We start from the raw sequence: 19,126 nt of genomic DNA on the forward strand, positions 1-19,126 counted from the left end.
TTTTAATTCGATCGCTGCTTCAACATGTATGATTCAGTAACAAATGTTAAGAAATTTCGTTTCACAGCGAGCTTATACAGCAACCTCTGTGCCAACAAGAAACCTTAGAACATTTGCATAGAGACTTTTCAAAATACTTGGTTATTTCTAGGAATAAATTGCCCATCGTCACGTTTCTTCCTAGTGCGTGTGTCTTAACGACGTTGCTGATCTGTCGAGATCATGACAACGTGAAGTCTGACGCGTGGTGGTATTTGACATATTTCTCTCGTTATCCATTGACTCGTCGTGAGGGGATCCCTAGAATTTGAAAAACTTCATCAGGAGGCTTCATGATGAACAATGCTCGCCAGCCCATCCGCAATGTTGCCCTCATCTCCGCACCAGGTTCAGGCAAAACGATTTTAAGTGAAGCGCTCGCCTTTACAGCTAAGGCGATTGACTCAATGGGAACTACAGATAAGGGGAATACGGTTTCGGATTTTGAACTCGAAGAAATTCATCGTCGTCATTCAGTGAGTTCTTCCCTCCTTCAATTTGACTGGAAAGGCACCCAGATTAATTTGATCGATACTCCAGGGTCTCTCGACTTTTTAAGTGACCTTCGATCGTGCTTGGCTGCTGTGGATGGTGTCGTGCTGGTGGTTGATGCCGAAGATGGCGTCAAAAGTGAATTGGAAAAAGTCTGGGATTATGTTCGAGAAAGAGGCGTGCCCTGTCTACTCTTTATCAATGGCCTGGATAAAGAACACGCTGACTTCTTCGCGGCCCTTCAAGGCTGTTGTCAAGCCCTGGAAATTAATGGAGTTCCTCTGACGTTACCGGCGGATGGCGATGTGACGCAGGCAGGCGTGATTCATCTCATCGATCGGGTTAGGATTTCATCAAATCCTAACTCCCCTAAAACTCAACATCAGGAAATCTCTTCAGGCGATATTCCTCAAGTCGATGAAGCACGACGGCAATTGATTGAAAAAGTCGCTGAGAGGAATGATCAGTTGGTTGAGAAATATTTGGCGGACGGCAGTTTGACAGAGGAAGAAATTGTTGAGGGATTAACGTTTGGCGTACTGGAGGGAGGCATCGTTCCGGTTTTGTGTGGCGCAGCGCTTCATAATGTCGGGACGTCTTTGGTGTTGGATGCCATTCATACATATTTACCATCGCCAGATGATTGGTCGCACACACATCCGATCAGCGGGAAAGATCCACATACCGGTGAGATGCTGATTCGCGAGGGGCATGTATCTGAACCATTTTCCGGTACAGTGTTTAAGACCACGATTGATCCGTTTATGGGACGTCTCACGTATGTGCGTGTTCATTCTGGTGCCTTGCAAGCCGACTCTGGATTCTTCAATGCGACGCAGGGCACGAAGGAAAAGGGCGGGCATCTCTTTTTTGCTTTAGGGAAGAAATTTTCCCAGACACAAAAAATTATTGCTGGAGACATTGCGGCCATTGGAAAACTCAAAGACACCCAGACCAGTGATACCTTGTGTGAAGAAAAGCATCAAATCCAGTATTCATCGCTTCAGCTGACACGGCCGGTGATGTCATTTGCCCTTGAACCTAAGAGCACGCATGATATTGATAAAGTGAGTGTCGGACTTCATAAGCTTGTCGAAGAAGATCCATCATTGGAATTTCTCCGAAATGAAGAAACCAAAGAAATGTTGATCAGCGGTGTGGGTCAGACTCATATCGACGTAACCCTCGAGAAACTAAAACGAAAGTATGGAGTCGAAGTGAATCTCCATACACCGAAAATTCCCTATAAAGAAACCATTCAACGCACGGCTCAAGCGCAAGGGAAATATAAGAAACAGACTGGGGGGCATGGCCAATATGGCGATTGCTGGCTTCAACTTGCCCCACTTCCGCATGGTTCAGGATTTGAATTTCACAATAAAATCGTTGGAGGAGCCATCCCGCGGAATTTCATTCCTGCAGTTGAAAAGGGCATTATTGAGGCGATGAAGCATGGGACTGTTGCCGACTTTCCCGTCGTTGATATCCGAGTGACCGTCTATGATGGTTCACACCATCCCGTCGATTCATCAGAAATGGCGTTCAAAGTGGCAGCGTCTATGGGATTTAAAAAGGCAATGGAATTGGCGCAGCCGTTGCTGTTAGAGCCGATCATGACCATCGAAGTGAACGTTCCCGATGACATGGTGGGAACCATCATCGGAGATTTGAATGGAAGACGGGGAAGGATTCAGGGGATGTCAACGAAAGGACATCATCAAATCGTGAATGCCCTAGTCCCTCTTGCTGAAATTCTCCAGTATGCGTCAGCCTTAACGTCAATGACAGCGGGAAAAGGTAGTTATATTATGGAATTTTTTGGATATGAGGAAGTGCCGAGAGAGCACACATTGAAGATTGTTGGTGAGCATAAAAAAGAAATGGCAGCCGCTCCATCCTGACTGAGATCGTACAGATTGCGGTCTATTATCCTCCAAGTGTTTTTAACACGACAAAGAAGGCTCGTTCCTTTCGAATAACCCGCAATAAAATAGTTTCACCTGGCGTAACTTTTTCGAGAGACTCTGAAAATTGACGAACTGATCGTACAGGTTTTCGGTTCACTTCAGTAATGAGATCTCCTTCCTTTACGCCTTCTGAGTGAGCTAGGCTTCCTTTCTCGACTCGAGAAACAAGGATTCCTGCCTTTTCTTGTAATTCAAACTTTTCCGCTAATGCTGCGGTTAGGGCTTGGACGTCGATGCCCAAGGTCACATCGGTTTTTTGTAGGGGGAGGGAGGCTGTCACCGGTTTTTTCTCACGTTCTCCCATGGCCACGACGAGTGTGGTTGGTGCGCCATCACGAATGAGCTCGACCGTTGCTGATTCGCCAGGCCCAACTTGCGCAACCAAGCGAGACAATTGATTAGGTGTATTTACGTGAGTTCCCCCAATCGTGGTGATGATATCGCCAGGAAGAATGCCTGCGCGATGCGCAGGCTCATCTGTAAAGACTTCATTTACCAGCACTCCCTGACCTTTGGTGGCGTGAAACTTTTTGGCCAGTTCTGCCGTCATGGGTTGAATTCCTACGCCAAGCCATCCACGTACAACACGCCCATGTGTCTGTAGTTGCTTCACGATGCGTGCGACCATATCTGAAGGAATAGAAAATCCAATACCTTGCGCCATGTGAATGATGGCGGTATTGATGCCTATCACTTCGCCACGTAAGTTAAACAACGGTCCACCTGAATTTCCTGGATTAATCGCTGCGTCCGTTTGGAGGAAGTTCTCATATTTTGAAAGATTGAGCCGTTCGCGGCCAATGCCGCTGATGACGCCAAGTGTCACTGTCCGGTCTAATCCTAAAGGGTTTCCGACAGCTAATACCCATTGGCCAACCTTCAACCTTGACGAATTTCCAAATACGGCATTCGCCAGTTTTCGTTCAACGTTCACCTTCAGGAGGGCAATGTCGGTATCCTTATCACGCCCAATTACTTGAGCAAACACTTTAGATTTGTCAGACAATCGGACTTCGGCTTCGGAAGTATCGTCTCCAAGCACATGATTATTGGTAACGATAAGTCCATCGTCGCTAATTATGACGCCTGATCCTGTGCCAGATGCACGCGGTGTTGAGAGGCCACGTGACATTCCTATCTTACGTACTGGTGAAATGTTGACGACAGTTGGTGTCACGCGTTCAGCAAGCGCAGCGATCGAATTCTGGATATCTTCCAGAACTTGTAGCCCTCGTATTTCGGATTCGCTTGGGTGATCGTTACCGAATGCGAAGCTTGAGGTCAGCAAGACGAATAGGCACGAAAAAATCATGAATGTAGATCTGTTTTTCATGAATCTCATAAGAATCCTTGTATATTTACCATTTGCATAATGTCTGATAAGTAATATTATGTCAACTAGAATGAATAGTGAGCTTACCTTCGGTTCCAGAAAGCAACCGACTAATATTGTCTTTATGTCGAAAAATTACAAGAAAACTAATTCCAAGAGAAAACAAGAGGAAGAAAAATGATTGTGAGAAGACGAAATATGTAAAGAGTGGAAGCGTTAGGAATGCCGTGATGGCACCACCAGATGAATACCCGAATCCCCAGACTGCGAGTAGCCAGACTGCGGTCATAGTCAATCCAAGGCCAAGATGAAGGCCTCCGATGGCTGCTAAGGCTGTAGCGACGCCTTTTCCTCCTTGAAATTTAAGGAAAATAGAAAAAATATGACCAAGTACCACGGCGGCTGCAGTAAATAAAACGACAAGTTCTACTTGAAGATATCGTTGAGCAAGCCAGGCAACAAGAAACCCTTTTCCGGCATCACCGATTAGAGTGATAATTCCAGCTTTCTTCCCTGATGCACGTAACACATTTGTGAATCCGATGTTGCCACTTCCAGTGGTCCTCGGATCTTGGGTATGGCATAGCTTGGCTGCCAAGAGACCAAATGGTATTGACCCAATTAGGTAGGCGCCAATGAGGCTTAGGATGATCTGTAGCCAATTTAGGTCCATTTATGAAAACCCATATGATCAGATTCGGCCTTCACAGGTATTGTGGTCCGACCTTTCGTAAAACCTCAACGATATATTTTGTGCCAGATACCACCGCGAAAAACAAAGCAGCCCACAGTAGCCATGTTCCCAATTCGTGTAGTGACACAAGTGGAAGATTTATGACGTCTTGAAGGATTAAGGCAATGATGCCAGAAATCTGAGATACCACTTTAATTTTTCCAAGTGAATCGGCTGCGACAATGAATCCTTCACGTGCTGCCACAGCCCGTGCTCCTGTCACGATAATTTCTCGCGCAATAATGGCAATCACTAACCACACTCCAACACGTTGAAATTGCACCAAAAGGACAAGGCCTGCTGCAACCAGTAGCTTGTCGGCAACAGGATCAAGCAGTTTTCCTAAGTTAGTAATCTGTCCACGGCGGCGTGCGACATATCCATCCAAGAGATCTGTAAGTGCCGCGACGGCAAAAACGAGGGCTGCCGCTAGAGTTCGTTCTTCAGTTGGGTCTGAAAATAAGTAGACAAAAACAGGAATGAGCAGTATGCGGGAAAGCGTCAGAGAGTTAGGTAAGTTGAAATACGCTTCTTTGGGTTGAGCATGACCAACGGAATGTTTAATCTTCACGGCCTCTGAGGATGACATAAATCCAACACATCTCCCTAAGGTCAAGCGATGATCTGCTCGAGGGAGCCGAGGACTAGCGTGGAGATCGCAGCAGCCTCAGGCGTTATGGTGTGGCTCCCTTTCTTGCAGCATGACAGATAGAGAGTAATTCTACCAGTAATGTTCGCAAGTCCGATAGGCGCACCATATTGGGGCCATCTGAGGGGGCAGAATCTGGGTCAGGGTGGACTTCCATGAAAAACCCATGGCAACCGACGGCTGCGGCTGCCCGTGCAAGCGGTGCGACGAATTCTCGTTGCCCTGAAGAATGGGTGCCACCTCCTCCGGGTAATTGCACGCTGTGGGTGGCATCAAACACAATGGGATATCCAAATTGTTGCATAATTGGAAGGGATCGCATATCGACAACGAGGTTGTTGTATCCGAAGGACGTCCCTCGTTCTGTTAAGAGTATATTTTGACTACCGCTTTCTTCAAGTTTTTTGACGACATTGCCCATTTCCACTGGCGCTAGGAACTGTCCTTTTTTCACGTTCACGACACGCCCCGTCTTAGCCGCCTCAATGAGTAAGTTTGTTTGACGGCATAAAAACGCTGGAATCTGCAGAACGTCAACGACCTCTGCTGCTGGTGAAACTTCATGAATATCATGAACATCTGTCAAAATTGGAACCTTCACTTCCTCTTTCACTTTTTTCAGTATGGCCAGCCCTTTGGCTTGGCCTAACCCACGGAATGAGGAGATCGACGTTCGATTGGCCTTGTCGTACGAGGACTTGAAAATATAGGGAATACCAAGATCTTTCGTAATCTCAGCGACACTGATAGCTGTCTCGATTGCCAGTTTCTCATTTTCAATGACGCATGGTCCCGCAATCAGGAAGTGGGGGCAGTCACCTCCAACTGTGAGCGATCCGATATGTATTTCTCGTTGTGTCGTCATGATGATAGATCGGAAGGGTTTAGAGGTTAACGACCAAATTTCCGTTGCAATGCGGCGCCAATAAATGCTGTAAAGAGCGGATGAGGGTGATGGAATCGAGAATGGAATTCGGGATGAAATTGTGTTCCGACAAACCAGGGATGATCAGGCAGTTCGATAATTTCAGCCAGAGTACTATCAGGAGAGCATCCGCTCAGCACTAATCCCTGGGACGTTAAGATCTCACGATAGGCCATATTAAACTCATAGCGATGTCGATGACGTTCATTTACGTCAAGTTGCCCATACACTTGATGAGCCAGTGTGTCTCTGACGATCCGGCAAGGAAATGCTCCCAAGCGCATGGTTCCTCCCAAGTTTTGCACATCATGCTGATCCGGCAGCAAGTGAATCACTGGATCAGGGGACGTGTCATCAAACTCTGAGCTATTGGCTTTCGATAAACCGGCGACATTGCGTGCAAATTCAATAACCGCACACTGCATCCCAAGGCAAAGGCCAAGGTAGGGAATTTTTCGTTCTCGCGCAAAACGAATCGCTTCGACTTTCCCTTCAATGCCGCGAAGCCCAAATCCACCAGGAATCATTATGCCGTCAGCGTCCTGCAAGAGACGGTCTGGCCCAAGTTTTTCCACGTCTCCTGATTCAACCCACGAAATTCGAATCCCGGCTTCATCCTGAAGACCACCATGGACCAAGGCTTCAGAGAGACTCTTGTAGGATTCTTTGGAATCGACATATTTCCCAACGAGTGCGATCAGGACTTCATGCTTGGGACGTTTAATTCTCTGTACCAGTGCATCCCAATCACGTAAATTCGGCGGCCCGGTTTCTAACCGTAATGATCGGACGATTAATTCATCCAGACCCTCTTTTCGTAAAACAATGGGCACTTCATAAACGGTTTCGACGTCTTTGGCGGTAATCACCGATTCTTTATCGACATTGCAAAACAAGGCAATCTTTTCTTTGACGGAAGGTGGTAAATAGCGGTCAGTTCGACAGAGTAAAATATTGGCCTGGATCCCAATTTCTCGCAATTTGTTGACAGAATGTTGTGTGAGTTTCGTTTTTAACTCACCAGCTGTTTTGATGAAGGGGACTAAGGTCAAATGCAGATACAGGACATTTTCACGACCTACGTCGAAAGGCATCTGACGAATCGCTTCTAAAAATGGGAGGCTTTCGATATCACCAACTGTTCCTCCAATTTCGACAATGACCACATCAACGTCATGGGAGAGATGTAGGATGGTTTGTTTAATTTCATCCGTGATGTGAGGAACGACTTGAACGGTTCCACCCAAATACTCGCCCTTGCGTTCTTTTTTAATAACCGAATCATAGATACGTCCGGTCGTACAGTTGTTTTCCTTACTTAAGCGAACCGAGGTAAAGCGTTCGTAATGACCTAAGTCTAAATCGGTCTCCGCCCCATCATCTGTTACATAAACTTCGCCATGTTGATACGGATTCATTGTGCCGGGATCGACATTGATATATGGATCAAGCTTCAGAAACGTAATTGTTAAACCACGACTTTCTAGCAACTGCCCAATTGATGCAGAGGCCAAACCTTTGCCAAGAGAAGAGACGACCCCACCAGTGATGAAAATAAATTTACTCATAGTGACTTGATCATTGTTATGTTGAGGCGGTGTATACCGATGATGGTGGACAACTTTGCGATTGTGATGTATGTCGCATGAACTGGGCTTCTGCGGCCTTCAATTCTTCCGGTCGATCGATTCGAAGCGATTCGTGCTTCGTTTCCCACACGCGGATGGTAATGCCATGTTCCAACGCGCGTAGTTGTTCAAGTTTTTCTGCATCTTCTAAGACGCCGGTTGGCAGATCGGCAAAGTGCAGCAGTGTCTCACGTTGAAAAATATAAATGCCGAGGTGGCTATAGTGTACGGTTGCTGTGTCCCCTGCATGACCGTCGCGGACAAAGGGAATGGGCAATCGGGAAAAATATATGGCGTGTTGATGGATATCCGTGACGACTTTTACCAGCGCGGTATCTTGCAATTCATCTGCTGTCGACAATTGCCGCCTTAATGTTCCCATCGTTTGATCACTGTCGAGGAATGGATCGATTAGATCACGGAGTAACGAAGGGTGTAAAGGAATTTCATCGGCCTGAAGATTAACGATAATAGAACAATCGAGCTGCGCGGCAGCTTTGGCCACGCGATCCGTTCCCGTTCGACAAGGCGTGTCGATAATCATGACCTGGCCGCCGAACTCTTTAACCGCATGCGCGATGCGCGCATCATCAGTGACGACCCGTACCTCTGAGACATTTGGAACCTGAGTTGCGGCTTCATAGGCATGTTGAATCAACGGTCGTCCAGCCAACTGGGCTAACGGTTTTCCGGGAAACCGGGATGATCCAAAGCGGGCTGGAATCAGTACACCGACAGAGTTGGGATTATGAGGCATGGCGCAATGCTTTCTTGAGTTGCTCTTGGGTCAGACTTGCGGTTCCCACCATGCCAACCACGACACCCGCTGCTTGATTGGCAAGAAACGCGGCATCACGAAATGAGGCACCTGTGCTCACGGCCAGAGCCATGGTGCTGACAACCGTATCACCTGCTCCTGTCACATCAAAGACTTGTCGAGCTTTTGATGGAATATGCACGGCTTTCTTTTTATCTTGGTACAGGCTCATCCCCTGTTCTCCACGCGTAATTAGTACGGCTTGACACCGGGTGGTTTTTTGGAGCATCTGGCCAATCTCATCAATAGACGGATCAGTATTTCCGACAACTCCTGCAGCCTGGTAGGCTTCGAGATGATTCGGCGTCATCACGGTCACCCCTTGATATCGGGAAAAATGTTCAACTTTGGGATCCACGAAAACCGGTATTTTATGACGTGTAGACGCTTCAGAGATCTCCTGCATGAGTGAAGCCGTCACGACGCCTTTGGCATAGTCAGAAATCACCAGACAGGTAATTTCTGATAAACGTGACAGGACATATCTAAGAACTTTCCGCTCAGTCGCCGATACCAGATCGCGGTGTTCCTCAATATCAAACCGTACGACCTGCTGATTGTGTGCGATGACGCGAGTTTTTCGTGTGGTTGGTCGAGCGGCATCGATGACCACGCCTCCACGATTTCGTCGATACACGCTGAGCGCTTTGAGTAACGCATGACCGCCCTCATCAGAGCCAATCACCCCGCACAGGTCAGCTTGTCCACCTAGTGACACGATATTTTGATAGACGTTGGCCGCGCCTCCTAGGCAGAGAGATTCAGATTCCACATGCACGACGGGAACTGGGGCCTCAGGAGACATTCGATTGACCTTACCCCAGATGAAATGATCCAAAATGAGATCGCCAAGGACCAGCACTTTGGCGCGCGAAAACCGTTGAATGTATCCTTCAAGCTTTTTCGTCATCGTTAAAGAATAAATTTTCCAATTCGTTCCCAGCGCACCCATTCAACCCACGAGCCTTGACCATTCCAAGACCAATAGCTCATAAATGCCTTGCCCTTGATTTTATCCACTTTCACAAATCCCCAAAATCGACTGTCTAAACTCTGGTCTCGGTTATCACCCATGACAAAGTATGATTTCTCGGGTACGGTGATCGGGCCGAAATTATCTCGTTGATTAATATGCCCATCGATGATTCCCGGATCGATACGTTGGGTGTAAGCCTCATCGCGAAGTGGTTGTCCGTTGATGTAGACCACCTTGTTTTTGGTCTCAATCGTATCGCCCGGTAACCCGATTATCCGTTTTATAAAGTCTTTTTCTTCATCCTCAGGGTACCGAAAGACAATAATGTCGCCACGTTGCGGATCGCCAAATTTCCACAATATTTTTGAGGAATAACAGGTGACAGGAGGGAAACTGACTGACACGGTGCAATCGGTTGGCCACTGCAGGCCATACGCCAATTTGCTCACGAGGATGTGGTCGCCGATTAACAATGTGGGAATCATCGACCCGGATGGAATTTTAAAGGCCTGAACCACAAATACCCGTATGAAAAAAGCTAAGATAATGGCAATGACAATTGCTTCCGCATATTCGCGGATGATGGATTTGTGGGAGCCTTCGTGTTCTTCACTGACCGATGATGGGGATGACTCTTTCAGCGAACCCTCACTCTGTTTTGGTGATTCCTCTGGGGATGGCGTCATCTTAATCACTGTCAGTTTTGAGGATTGCTAAAAACGCTTCCTGAGGTACTTCTACACGTCCTAATTGTTTCATGCGTTTCTTGCCTTCTTTTTGTTTTGCCCACAATTTTCGTTTTCGTGAAATGTCCCCGCCATAACACTTGGCCGTCACATTCTTTTTCAATGCGCCAACCGTCTCTCGAGCAATAATTCGGTTCCCAATTGCAGCCTGAATAGCGACTTCAAACATCTGTCGAGGAATGAGTTCTTTCATCTTTTCAGCTAATTGCCGGCCCCGTTGCTGAGCTTTGTCTTGATGGGTAATCACGGAGAGCGCATCAACATTTTCGCCATTCAGCAAGAGGTCTAACTTGACCAGCTTTGCGGGACGGTATCCGGTTACTTCGTAATCTAGTGAGGCATAGCCCTGGGTTCGTGATTTTAAGCGATCATAAAAATCTAACACCATTTCATTTAATGGCAACTCATAGGTCAACATGACTCGGGTCGGATCTAAGTACTGCATGCCTTGTTGCAGGCCACGTCGTTCCTGGCAAAGTTGCAAAATATTTCCCACATACCGTTCTGGTGTAATAATGGTGGCTTTAATAAACGGTTCTTCCATTTTTTCAATCATCGAGGGATCAGGGAGTTTGGCAGGATTATCAATGTTAAGGACTTCGTTCTTGGTCGTATAGACGCGATAAATGACCGTTGGGGCTGTACTGATCAGATCTAAATTATACTCGCGTTCCAACCGCTCACGTATGATTTCCATGTGCAGTAAGCCGAGAAATCCACAACGAAAACCAAAGCCTAAAGCCAGTGAGGTTTCAGGTTCGTATCCAAAAGACGAGTCATTCAATTGGAGCTTTTCGAGTGAATCGCGCAAATCTTCAAACCTGGCATTATCGATGGTATACAACCCGCAAAAGACCACGGGCTTGACTTCTTGGTATCCGGGCAGGGGTTCCTGAGCCGGTCGACTCGCATCGGTAATGGTATCCCCGATTTTCGTATCGGCCAGATCTTTCATGCCGGCACACAAATAGCCCACTTCGCCAGTACCCAACCGCTTCGTTTTGGTTCTTTTCGGAGTGAAGACTCCCACTTCATCAACTTCAAAGACCCTTTTATTTGACATCATTTGTATTTTCATGCCGGGGACAATTTCCCCATCGAGGACTCGTAATAAGACAATGGCTCCTTGATAACTATCAAACCAGGAATCAAAAATCAGGGCTTTCAATTCTCGATCCGAATGACCGGTTGGCGGAGGGATAGTCTGGACAACGGCTTCTAACACCTCTGGCACTCCCCGCCCATCTTTAGCGCTAATATAATGTGTGCTTTCAATTTCGAGTCCTAAGGTCTCCTGAATTTGCTGTTTGACTCCCTCAATATCCGCACTGGCTAAATCTACTTTGTTGATGACGGGAATTATGGTGAGATCGTTTGCAATGGCCAAATAGACATTTGCGATCGTTTGGGCCTCGACCCCTTGAGTGGCATCGACTAACAATAATGCTCCTTCACAGGCGGCTAAGCTGCGTGAGACTTCGTAGGTGAAATCAACATGTCCGGGGGTATCAATGAGGTTGAGAAGATATTCGGTGCCATCGCTTGCACGGAACTTTGTCGTGACGGCATGCGCCTTAATGGTAATGCCGCGTTCCCGCTCAAGGTCCATCGCGTCCAGGTACTGTTCCCGAAACTCTCGTTTCGTGATAGCTCCTGTGATTTCAAGGAACCTATCAGCGAGGGTGGATTTCCCGTGATCGATATGAGCGATAATGCAGAAATTACGGATTCGAGATAGCTGCGGTTGGTCTTTCATCTCTAATTGCTTGATTGTAGTAAGCATTTTCCAGGTTGTCAAAAGAGAATATCCCCTCCTATACTCGCCGAGTATTTCGAAGGTTTGACACGATGAAACGCCAGTACACCCACAAGCAACTCGCGACGCTCGACCATCAGGTTCTCTGGCACCCCTTTACGCAGATGAAAGAATGGGTTGAAGAAGACCCAATTATTATTGAACGTGGGAAAGGTTCCTACCTGATTGATACGCAAGGGCGTCGGTATATGGATGGAACCTCGTCAATTTGGGTCAATATCCATGGTCATCAACACCCAAAAATTGACAAAGCCATCCGTCGTCAACTTAAGCACGTTGCGCATACAACCATGCTGGGGCTTTCGAATCCTCCAGCTATCCAGTTGGCCAAAAAACTTATTGATTTGTCTCCTCCAGGCTTATCTCGTGTGTTTTATTCAGATGATGGGTCGACGGCAGTCGAAGTCGCTCTCAAGATGGCCATTCAGTATTGGGCGCAAGTCAAGCCAGCGCAACCGCAAAAGCGAACCTTCATTCATCTGAGTCAGGCCTATCATGGGGATACGGTAGGCGGGATGAGCCTCAGCGGAGTGGAGCTCTTTCACAAGCCCTTTTACGCGGTCCTTTTTCAAGCGCATGAAGTCCCCTCCCCTCATTGTTATCGTTGTCCGTTGGAGCTGACGTATCCATCTTGCCAAATAGACTGTCTCAGTCCACTCGAAGATTTGCTTAGGAGAAAGCACGAAGAGATTGCCGGTATTATTATTGAGCCAATGGTCCAAGCTGTAGCAGGCATTATCCCCTCCCCGTCTGGATATCTCAAAAGAATCCGAGGCCTCTGTACAAAATTTAATGTCTTACTTATTGCTGATGAGGTGGCCACTGGATTTGGACGCACAGGTCGAATGTTTGCCTGCGAACATGAAGACGTCACACCAGATCTTATGGCTATCTCGAAGGGCCTCACTGGAGGGTATATGCCTTTGGCTGCGACGCTCACAAATGAAAAAATCTACCAGGCCTTTTTAGGAGATTATCATGAATGGAAGACTTTTTTTCACGGCCATAGCTATACCGGCAACCCACTTGGTTGTGCGGCAGCCCTCGCAAATTTAGAAATTTTTGAAGAAGAACATGTACTTGGAAAATTAAAGAAAAAGATTAAGTTGCTAAGTGCTCTTCTTAAGGATATGAAAAAAGAAGCGTTGATTGGAGATATCCGTCAATGCGGATTTATGGTGGGCATTGAACTCGTGAAAGACACGAAAACCAAAAACCCTTTTCCACTCACAGAACGCATGGGTTATCGAGTGGCAAAAGAATGTCAAAAACGAGGCCTCTTAATCCGTCCAATTGGTAATGTCTTAGTTCTTCTGCCCCCTTTCAGTGTGACCACAAAAGAACTCAAGGAAATGGTGAAGATTCTTCAACGGTCTATTCGAGAAATTCATTAATATTCTATAGCTTTCTATATAGTGAAGCCACACGGTTTGTTGAATACGCAACTGTTCCTTGATCACTAGTAATGATACTTTTCGCTTTTATTGTTGCCATCCTCAAGCTGAGAGTCACGAAGCCTTTTCCACTGTTCCAACTCTCAATTCCTATTCGTCTCAACACGGACTGTATCGAGCCCCTCCCAACCTATAGGCAAATCCTGAAATGCTTCATCCTGCTTCGTCACCTCGATGAGGTGGAGTTCGACATCAGATTACACAATAGATCATTAAGTCGAACAATCCCATCGCTTTGCCAGAGGACTCTCCGTCGGAACCTCTCGCGATTTTCTCAGCGACGACAAAGTCGGTCAGGAAGTGGAAGAGAGCTATAAATGGTTGATTAAGAATACCGGGACCTGTTGGAATAATGTCTATCCTAACGCATGTTGCAGACTGCCTATTTTGTTCAACAACACCTCTTACTACTAGAAGCCATTCGGCATGGCTTGCCGATCTCTGGGATTTTTCGCCCGTTTTTGGGTATGACCCCAGAGCTCCAACGCCACAAGGCCATATCTGGAGCATTGGGAATACTCTGCCTCTCCAGATGATCTTCGATGTAACAAAGCACCTTGTGTGAAAACATCCCTAATGTTGGACTGGCAATATCTGGATTATTCCAAAATCGATCTTGACGCCACTTATACGTCATCACCCATCCCGACTTATGACTGTTCAGTATCCGTTTCAAATCCTCAAGATTTTTAAGTACAGGGGCTCCAAACGTATAATCAATCAGTTCTCCTTGTTCATTCGTCTGGTTTCCCTGTTCATTATTCAGCAAGTAGACATTATTCATAAAATACAGGGGGTGGGTTGCTCCATAATGACGAGAAAGTAACGGGTACCCAGAGACAATGACGTCTTCATCTCGTTGATGTTCAGAAATATATTGCATTGCGTTTTTCCATCGGTGATGTTGGACGTCGGTAACATGAGGAGACTGGTAGTCATTTGCGTAATCTTTTACGGTTCGCATAAACCATGGCATATTTATCAAGACTCCGAGAACCGCGAGGCACAACGCACCTGACCACAACAGATGCCAAAGGTGTTTTGGTACATACCGCTGATTGTTGAACGAATGTCCTGATGTCCATAGTGCAGTAAGAAGTTGAGCAATACCGACTCCGGCTGCCATATATATCAGAGGAAAGATATACATGATGTAACGATAACTTTTCATCGGTAAGATCAAACTATGCAGCAAAAGAGGGAGGAGAAGAGTACAGCAAAGAAACAGTCCAACTTTACTGTTCTTCAACAGGCAACAAAGAAGCAGAATCGTGAGACCGCCAAATACGATTGGGTATTCATCAAGAAGTAGCCAACGATAGTAGCTCCAGTTATCTGCATTTTCCTGTCCCCATGCAAGTGGACCATCAATCACCGCCGTCAGTTCTTCAACCGCGCTTGGAAGCAAGAGGCTAGCTGCAGATGCTCCAACCAGGAGCAAAAGACACGTTCCTATGTATTTTTTCCGGACGAGATTATGGGGTGCCCTTATAAAGATGGTGACAACACCCATCATGAAAATGTACAAAAGGAAGCCAGAGATAGCTGGGAAAATCAGTGTATGGATCTTCCACGCTATCAAAAATGTTCCCGCAGAACACAACAAAAACATTGGGCGAATTTGATAAGCTTCAATCCATCGCTTGATGGCGGAGGGTTTCGACTTTTCCAGATTTTTCGGTGAAATCGTTTCGAATCCTTCATAGAAAAAAAAGACCGTAAGTAAGTACAGCAGCTGAAACAGCATGTACATTCTCACTTCGCGAGAATGTGCAATTTCCATTGGCGAAAATGTCGTTAAGAAGGCCGCCACCAGACCGGCGAAGGCCGAATACCATCTCGTCGTCAACCAATACACGAAAAACACAACCAGTGTTCCCAGTATGGCGCTTGGGACACGTAAGGCAAGCTCATTAAACCCTCCATAAAATCCTGCCATCGCGACCAAATAGGAAAAAGGTAGACTTCGATCGTATTCAAATCCAGATGGCAACACCGGAGGTTTTCCCTGGATTAGCTCTTGCGCTGCATACACATGGAGGATCTCATCGATACCGAAATCCATAGCCCCGAGATGTGAAAACCGCAAAAGAGCAGCCATGCATATCAGCACAATACAGGCGGTTACCAGATAGACCCTGGAGGTGAAAAAAGAATTTTGGTCGGATTTTGACATTTGTCAGATCTCGTAAAACGGTCGTTGACTGACACGACTAACACAGGGCCTGTCACCGGTTTCAAATTCCGAAACGTTTTTCCCGGCGCCAGGGACACCATAAGGATATGATCACGGTCTCTGGGCGACCTCACTCAAGTTATGCTGCGGATTGCGCAGCGTTTGAGATCGTGGAAGGTTCTCTCTTCTAGCCCTACCCGTTCGCAGGCTGCATTCATCCATGCAGCAGTTCGTTGAACGGTTCCGTTTTACGATGGCACACGAAGGGGCAGGAGGGATGGTACCTGTCTCTCAGCTCGTTCGCTCTTGCCATCAACCTGAGAACATCCCCCGTCATATAAACCACAGGCGGCTATTTCATTTTCGTCTACCCAGATGTCAGGCGAATGTTCCCCTCATCGAAATTACCTAATCCCAGCGCTGGCCATCTGGAAACTCGAAGCGGTCATGCGCGCTTCGGTGGTCAGAACCGACGTGCATGGACCGCTGCCTCCTCTGTCGCGGTAAACGTCATGTAGCGAAAACCATGAGCAAAGGCTGGATCCCATTCGTCCATTTCCTTCAACGTGGCCGTGGCGCGGGCTTTGTTGCCCAGCTCCTGGTACAGGTACCCTTGTAGAGTTCGGAGCACCCCGTTGCCGGGATCGGCCCCTATCATCTCCTCGACGCGAAGCAGCGCTGCGCTTTCGAGAGAGTTGGCCTTTGCCGATTGGTGCAGCTCTTTGTGGACAAGTGCCGCGCTGTAGAGCCGGAACGGATCGTTGGGATGGGCCTTCACGTCCGCGTCCGACTGGACCATCGCTTTCTGAAGATATGTCCTCGCTCCTTCCTCGTCGCCCTGGGCTTTCGTTGCACGTGCGAGCAGAAGCCAAGTACGCTGATTCTCGAACCCCTTCCTCTCTGCATACTCGAGCACTCTCCGCGAATTCTGCCAGAGGCCATCCTTGGGGTAGCGGTCCATCGCAAAGCTATAGAGGTAGTATTGGAAGATGTTCCGGCTCCACATGCGTCCGTCCGCAGAACCGAGCTCTATGGCCGAGGTCCCAAGGGAGACCATGAGGATCGCGCCCCAGCCTGCGAGCACGGCTTGACGTCGAAGGGTTAGGCCCTGCGCTCGGGTGACCGACGCGGCAAGGGTCACGAGCAGGCCCAACGCGAGGAGATATTCCCCGAGTTCGTCGAGACGGTAGTGTTGCAGGTATTTAAAGCAGAGTGCGGAGGCAAGGAAGATCGGCGCCGCGCCGGCGGGAGGAAATGGCCACCGGGCGAGCCAGCTGCCCCGGCCTCGATCAAGGAGCCATGCTGGCACTCCAATTGCGAAAATCACGATCCCCGCGAACACCACTGATTTAATATTCCATTCTGATTTGCCCGGACCCATAAACAGGTTGTGCAGATTCGTTTCGCTCTGCGAGTTTCGGGACGTAATGAACTCCGGTCCCTCGAACGACAAGATCCGCTGACCCCAGCTGATCTCCTCTAGCGCGAAAAAGAGGCAGAAGAGCGACAGCGCGAGTACCGACACCGCAACCCACCGATCCTGCCCGACGAGTCGGATAAACGCCCTCACTCCGATGCCAGCCGCGAGTAGCGCGCACCAGAATGTCATCCATTCTACCCACTGATCCTCCGAGATGGAACGGATGAAAACGACAGGGAATGCGAAGAACAGGAGAGTGAAACCCGCGACGTGCAGGAGCCCGATCAGGACGAGGGCGACGCTCGCGTCTTCGCTCTCGCGCGAGCCGAGAACACGGACGACGCTCCACAGTGTGAGCACGACAGCGATGATCGTCAGGATCAGGATCAAGCAGGACGCCTCCACACGAGCAATGAAGCGCCGCCCCCGAGCAGCCTAGCGACGAGCTCGGAACATGTCAGTACTGAAAGCACCTTCAATCTTCGAATCACCTGAGTTTTTGTGCCCTTTTCTACTATATAGATTCAAATTTCTGCTAAGAGTTGATCATTCGCCTCGAGTACCGGAGTACGTATGTTCGATAATCTGTCAGGCACTTGCCAGAATTCATCGTTCCCGATGGCAACGGAACGATCTCCAGGCGTGCTTCACTGTTCGAGTCACCTCGACGAAATTCGCCAAACATCCTGTCACTGTGCCCCGCAGCCCGGATTGTTCCTCAATAAATTTCAAGACCCAACTCGGGAGATGGCCTCGATAGCGTTCCTGAAAGACTGGATCAAGGCAATCTCGACCAGTAAGCACTCCCCGACAATTATTGGCTCCGCACTGGCATACCCATTTCTCTTTCCACCACGGATGCGCCTCGGAGGTGGCATAATCGTAGGTGATTTCCTCGCCAGGCTGAATATCGCGTCGTGCGGCAGTCATCTCATCTCCAAGCCACCAGGTATTGGGCTCACAACTGTGGTTCATATACTGACTGTCGTCAAACGCGAGAATAAATCTATCCTTCCCGCATCGATAAGCAAGATGCTGCTGTTCTATTGGTCGCTGTCGCAACTCCTTAAGAGTGAGCTCAACATAGTCAGAGCTTGCGGTCCATAATACTGTCCCTGCGGGGATGAACGTGGTGGCAACAAGACCTTTACCTTCGATGGGACTATCGTAGGTCTGAAGGAATGTACTTTCCATACATTTCACCTATTCGTTAGTAGATCAATCCTTACGAACCTGTGCTGAAGGCTCCCTTCACTCGTCGAAACATCTCAACCAGCTTTGCAATGCTCCCCATTATCCAGCCGCGTAGGCCGGATTGCTCCGCGATAAATTCCAGCACCCAGCTCGGGAGGTGCCCTCGATAACGTTCTTGAAAGGCAGGGTTAAGACAATCTCGACCGGAAATGAATCCTCTACAGTTGTCTGCCCCACACGTGCATGACCATTTGGTCCTCCACCAGGGATGTACATCAGCTGTTGCATAATCGAACGTCACCTCTTCTCCTGGATGAATATCGCGCAATGCCTCAAGTGAATCATCGTCGGCCCACCAAGTAGTCGGATTACAACTATGATTCATATACTTCCAGTTATCTGTCGTGATGACCGAGGTATGGTTCTTGTAAGATAAGACCAATCCATGAAGTTCTTTAGGCAGCTGGAGAAGTTCTTCGTCCGTCACTCGCCTATCATCAGGATTTAACTTTGCGACCATCGTTCCCTTCTCAATGAGTTTGCTGGCGACAAGCCCAGCCCCTTCAATCATATTATTAGCAATTTCCACATCGTGATGTATCATCGCAATTTAACTCCGTTGAGATTCTTAGCTACTGGCATGGTGGCCATTCCTCTGACTGTCCTGGCCCACCGCCTCCAATTTTAGTATTCTCCATCTTGTCCTTTTCTTGCATCCAGGACTGAATATTTGCTTTGTACAACTGAGCCCAATATTCTTG

The 19,126-nt window shown here is 47.9% G+C and carries 15 protein-coding genes; 2 read left to right on the forward strand and 13 right to left on the reverse strand.

What is annotated here, in order from left to right:
• The first annotated feature begins 332 nt into the window (after positions 1 to 332).
• Positions 333 to 2,432 carry an elongation factor G gene (gene fusA / locus ACWQXP_RS04150; protein ID WP_454061582.1) on the forward strand — a complete coding sequence of 700 codons (2,100 nt, stop codon included), beginning with the start codon at positions 333 to 335 and terminating at the stop codon, positions 2,430 to 2,432.
• Between the two features lie 25 nt (positions 2,433 to 2,457).
• Here fusA and ACWQXP_RS04155 read toward each other — a convergent pair whose 3' ends face one another.
• The 9 genes from ACWQXP_RS04155 to lepA form a co-directional block, all read right to left on the reverse strand.
• Positions 2,458 to 3,831 (reverse strand): trypsin-like peptidase domain-containing protein, encoded by a 1,374-nt coding sequence (locus ACWQXP_RS04155; protein WP_454061583.1) that lies wholly within the window; start codon positions 3,829 to 3,831, stop codon positions 2,458 to 2,460.
• A 61-nt stretch (positions 3,832 to 3,892) separates the two neighbouring features.
• Positions 3,893 to 4,504, reverse strand: coding sequence for a glycerol-3-phosphate 1-O-acyltransferase PlsY (gene plsY, locus ACWQXP_RS04160; protein ID WP_454061584.1), 612 nt, complete (start codon positions 4,502 to 4,504; stop codon positions 3,893 to 3,895).
• A gap of 31 nt (positions 4,505 to 4,535) precedes the next feature.
• Positions 4,536 to 5,153: a CDP-diacylglycerol--glycerol-3-phosphate 3-phosphatidyltransferase gene (gene pgsA, locus ACWQXP_RS04165; protein ID WP_454061585.1), complete on the reverse strand. Its 618-nt coding sequence runs from the start codon at positions 5,151 to 5,153 to the stop codon at positions 4,536 to 4,538.
• A gap of 85 nt (positions 5,154 to 5,238) precedes the next feature.
• On the reverse strand, positions 5,239 to 6,078 hold the full coding sequence (kdsA, locus tag ACWQXP_RS04170) for a 3-deoxy-8-phosphooctulonate synthase (RefSeq protein WP_454061586.1): 840 nt from the start codon (positions 6,076 to 6,078) through the stop codon (positions 5,239 to 5,241).
• A 26-nt stretch (positions 6,079 to 6,104) separates the two neighbouring features.
• On the reverse strand, positions 6,105 to 7,706 hold the full coding sequence (locus tag ACWQXP_RS04175; RefSeq protein ID WP_454061587.1) for a CTP synthase: 1,602 nt from the start codon (positions 7,704 to 7,706) through the stop codon (positions 6,105 to 6,107).
• A gap of 16 nt (positions 7,707 to 7,722) precedes the next feature.
• The gene (kdsB, locus tag ACWQXP_RS04180) at positions 7,723 to 8,523 is read right to left on the reverse strand and encodes a 3-deoxy-manno-octulosonate cytidylyltransferase (protein ID WP_454061588.1); all 801 of its coding nucleotides are present in this window, start codon (positions 8,521 to 8,523) and stop codon (positions 7,723 to 7,725) included.
• Positions 8,513 to 9,535 carry a D-glycero-beta-D-manno-heptose-7-phosphate kinase gene (gene rfaE1, locus ACWQXP_RS04185; protein WP_454061589.1) on the reverse strand — a complete coding sequence of 341 codons (1,023 nt, stop codon included), beginning with the start codon at positions 9,533 to 9,535 and terminating at the stop codon, positions 8,513 to 8,515. Before rfaE1 ends, kdsB begins: the two co-directional genes overlap by 11 nt.
• Positions 9,496 to 10,245, reverse strand: a complete 750-nt coding sequence (lepB, locus tag ACWQXP_RS04190) for a signal peptidase I (RefSeq protein ID WP_454061590.1) — start codon at positions 10,243 to 10,245, stop codon at positions 9,496 to 9,498. The genes rfaE1 and lepB overlap by 40 nt, the downstream gene beginning before the upstream one ends.
• Before the next feature lies 1 nt (position 10,246).
• Positions 10,247 to 12,061, reverse strand: coding sequence for a translation elongation factor 4 (gene lepA / locus ACWQXP_RS04195; protein WP_454061591.1), 1,815 nt, complete (start codon positions 12,059 to 12,061; stop codon positions 10,247 to 10,249).
• Positions 12,062 to 12,153: 92 nt separating this feature from the next.
• Between lepA and bioA the strand changes: the two genes are divergently transcribed.
• A complete protein-coding gene (gene bioA, locus ACWQXP_RS04200; protein WP_454061592.1) occupies positions 12,154 to 13,515 on the forward strand; it encodes an adenosylmethionine--8-amino-7-oxononanoate transaminase in 1,362 nt (453 codons plus the stop codon).
• Positions 13,516 to 13,966: 451 nt separating this feature from the next.
• On the opposite strand, the gene ACWQXP_RS04205 is transcribed toward bioA, so the two are convergent.
• The 4 genes from ACWQXP_RS04205 to ACWQXP_RS04220 all read right to left on the reverse strand — a co-directional run bounded on the left by ACWQXP_RS04205 (position 13,967) and on the right by ACWQXP_RS04220 (position 18,969).
• Positions 13,967 to 15,676, reverse strand: a complete 1,710-nt coding sequence (locus ACWQXP_RS04205) for an ArnT family glycosyltransferase (protein WP_454061593.1) — start codon at positions 15,674 to 15,676, stop codon at positions 13,967 to 13,969.
• A gap of 538 nt (positions 15,677 to 16,214) precedes the next feature.
• Positions 16,215 to 17,561, reverse strand: coding sequence for a tetratricopeptide repeat protein (locus tag ACWQXP_RS04210; protein ID WP_454061594.1), 1,347 nt, complete (start codon positions 17,559 to 17,561; stop codon positions 16,215 to 16,217).
• 216 nt (positions 17,562 to 17,777) lie between these two features.
• The gene (locus ACWQXP_RS04215; protein ID WP_454061595.1) at positions 17,778 to 18,365 is read right to left on the reverse strand and encodes an SET domain-containing protein; all 588 of its coding nucleotides are present in this window, start codon (positions 18,363 to 18,365) and stop codon (positions 17,778 to 17,780) included.
• 31 nt (positions 18,366 to 18,396) lie between these two features.
• On the reverse strand, positions 18,397 to 18,969 hold the full coding sequence (locus ACWQXP_RS04220; protein ID WP_454061596.1) for an SET domain-containing protein: 573 nt from the start codon (positions 18,967 to 18,969) through the stop codon (positions 18,397 to 18,399).
• Positions 18,970 to 19,126: the final 157 nt, after the last annotated feature.

Source organism: Candidatus Nitrospira salsa, assembly GCF_965152625.1.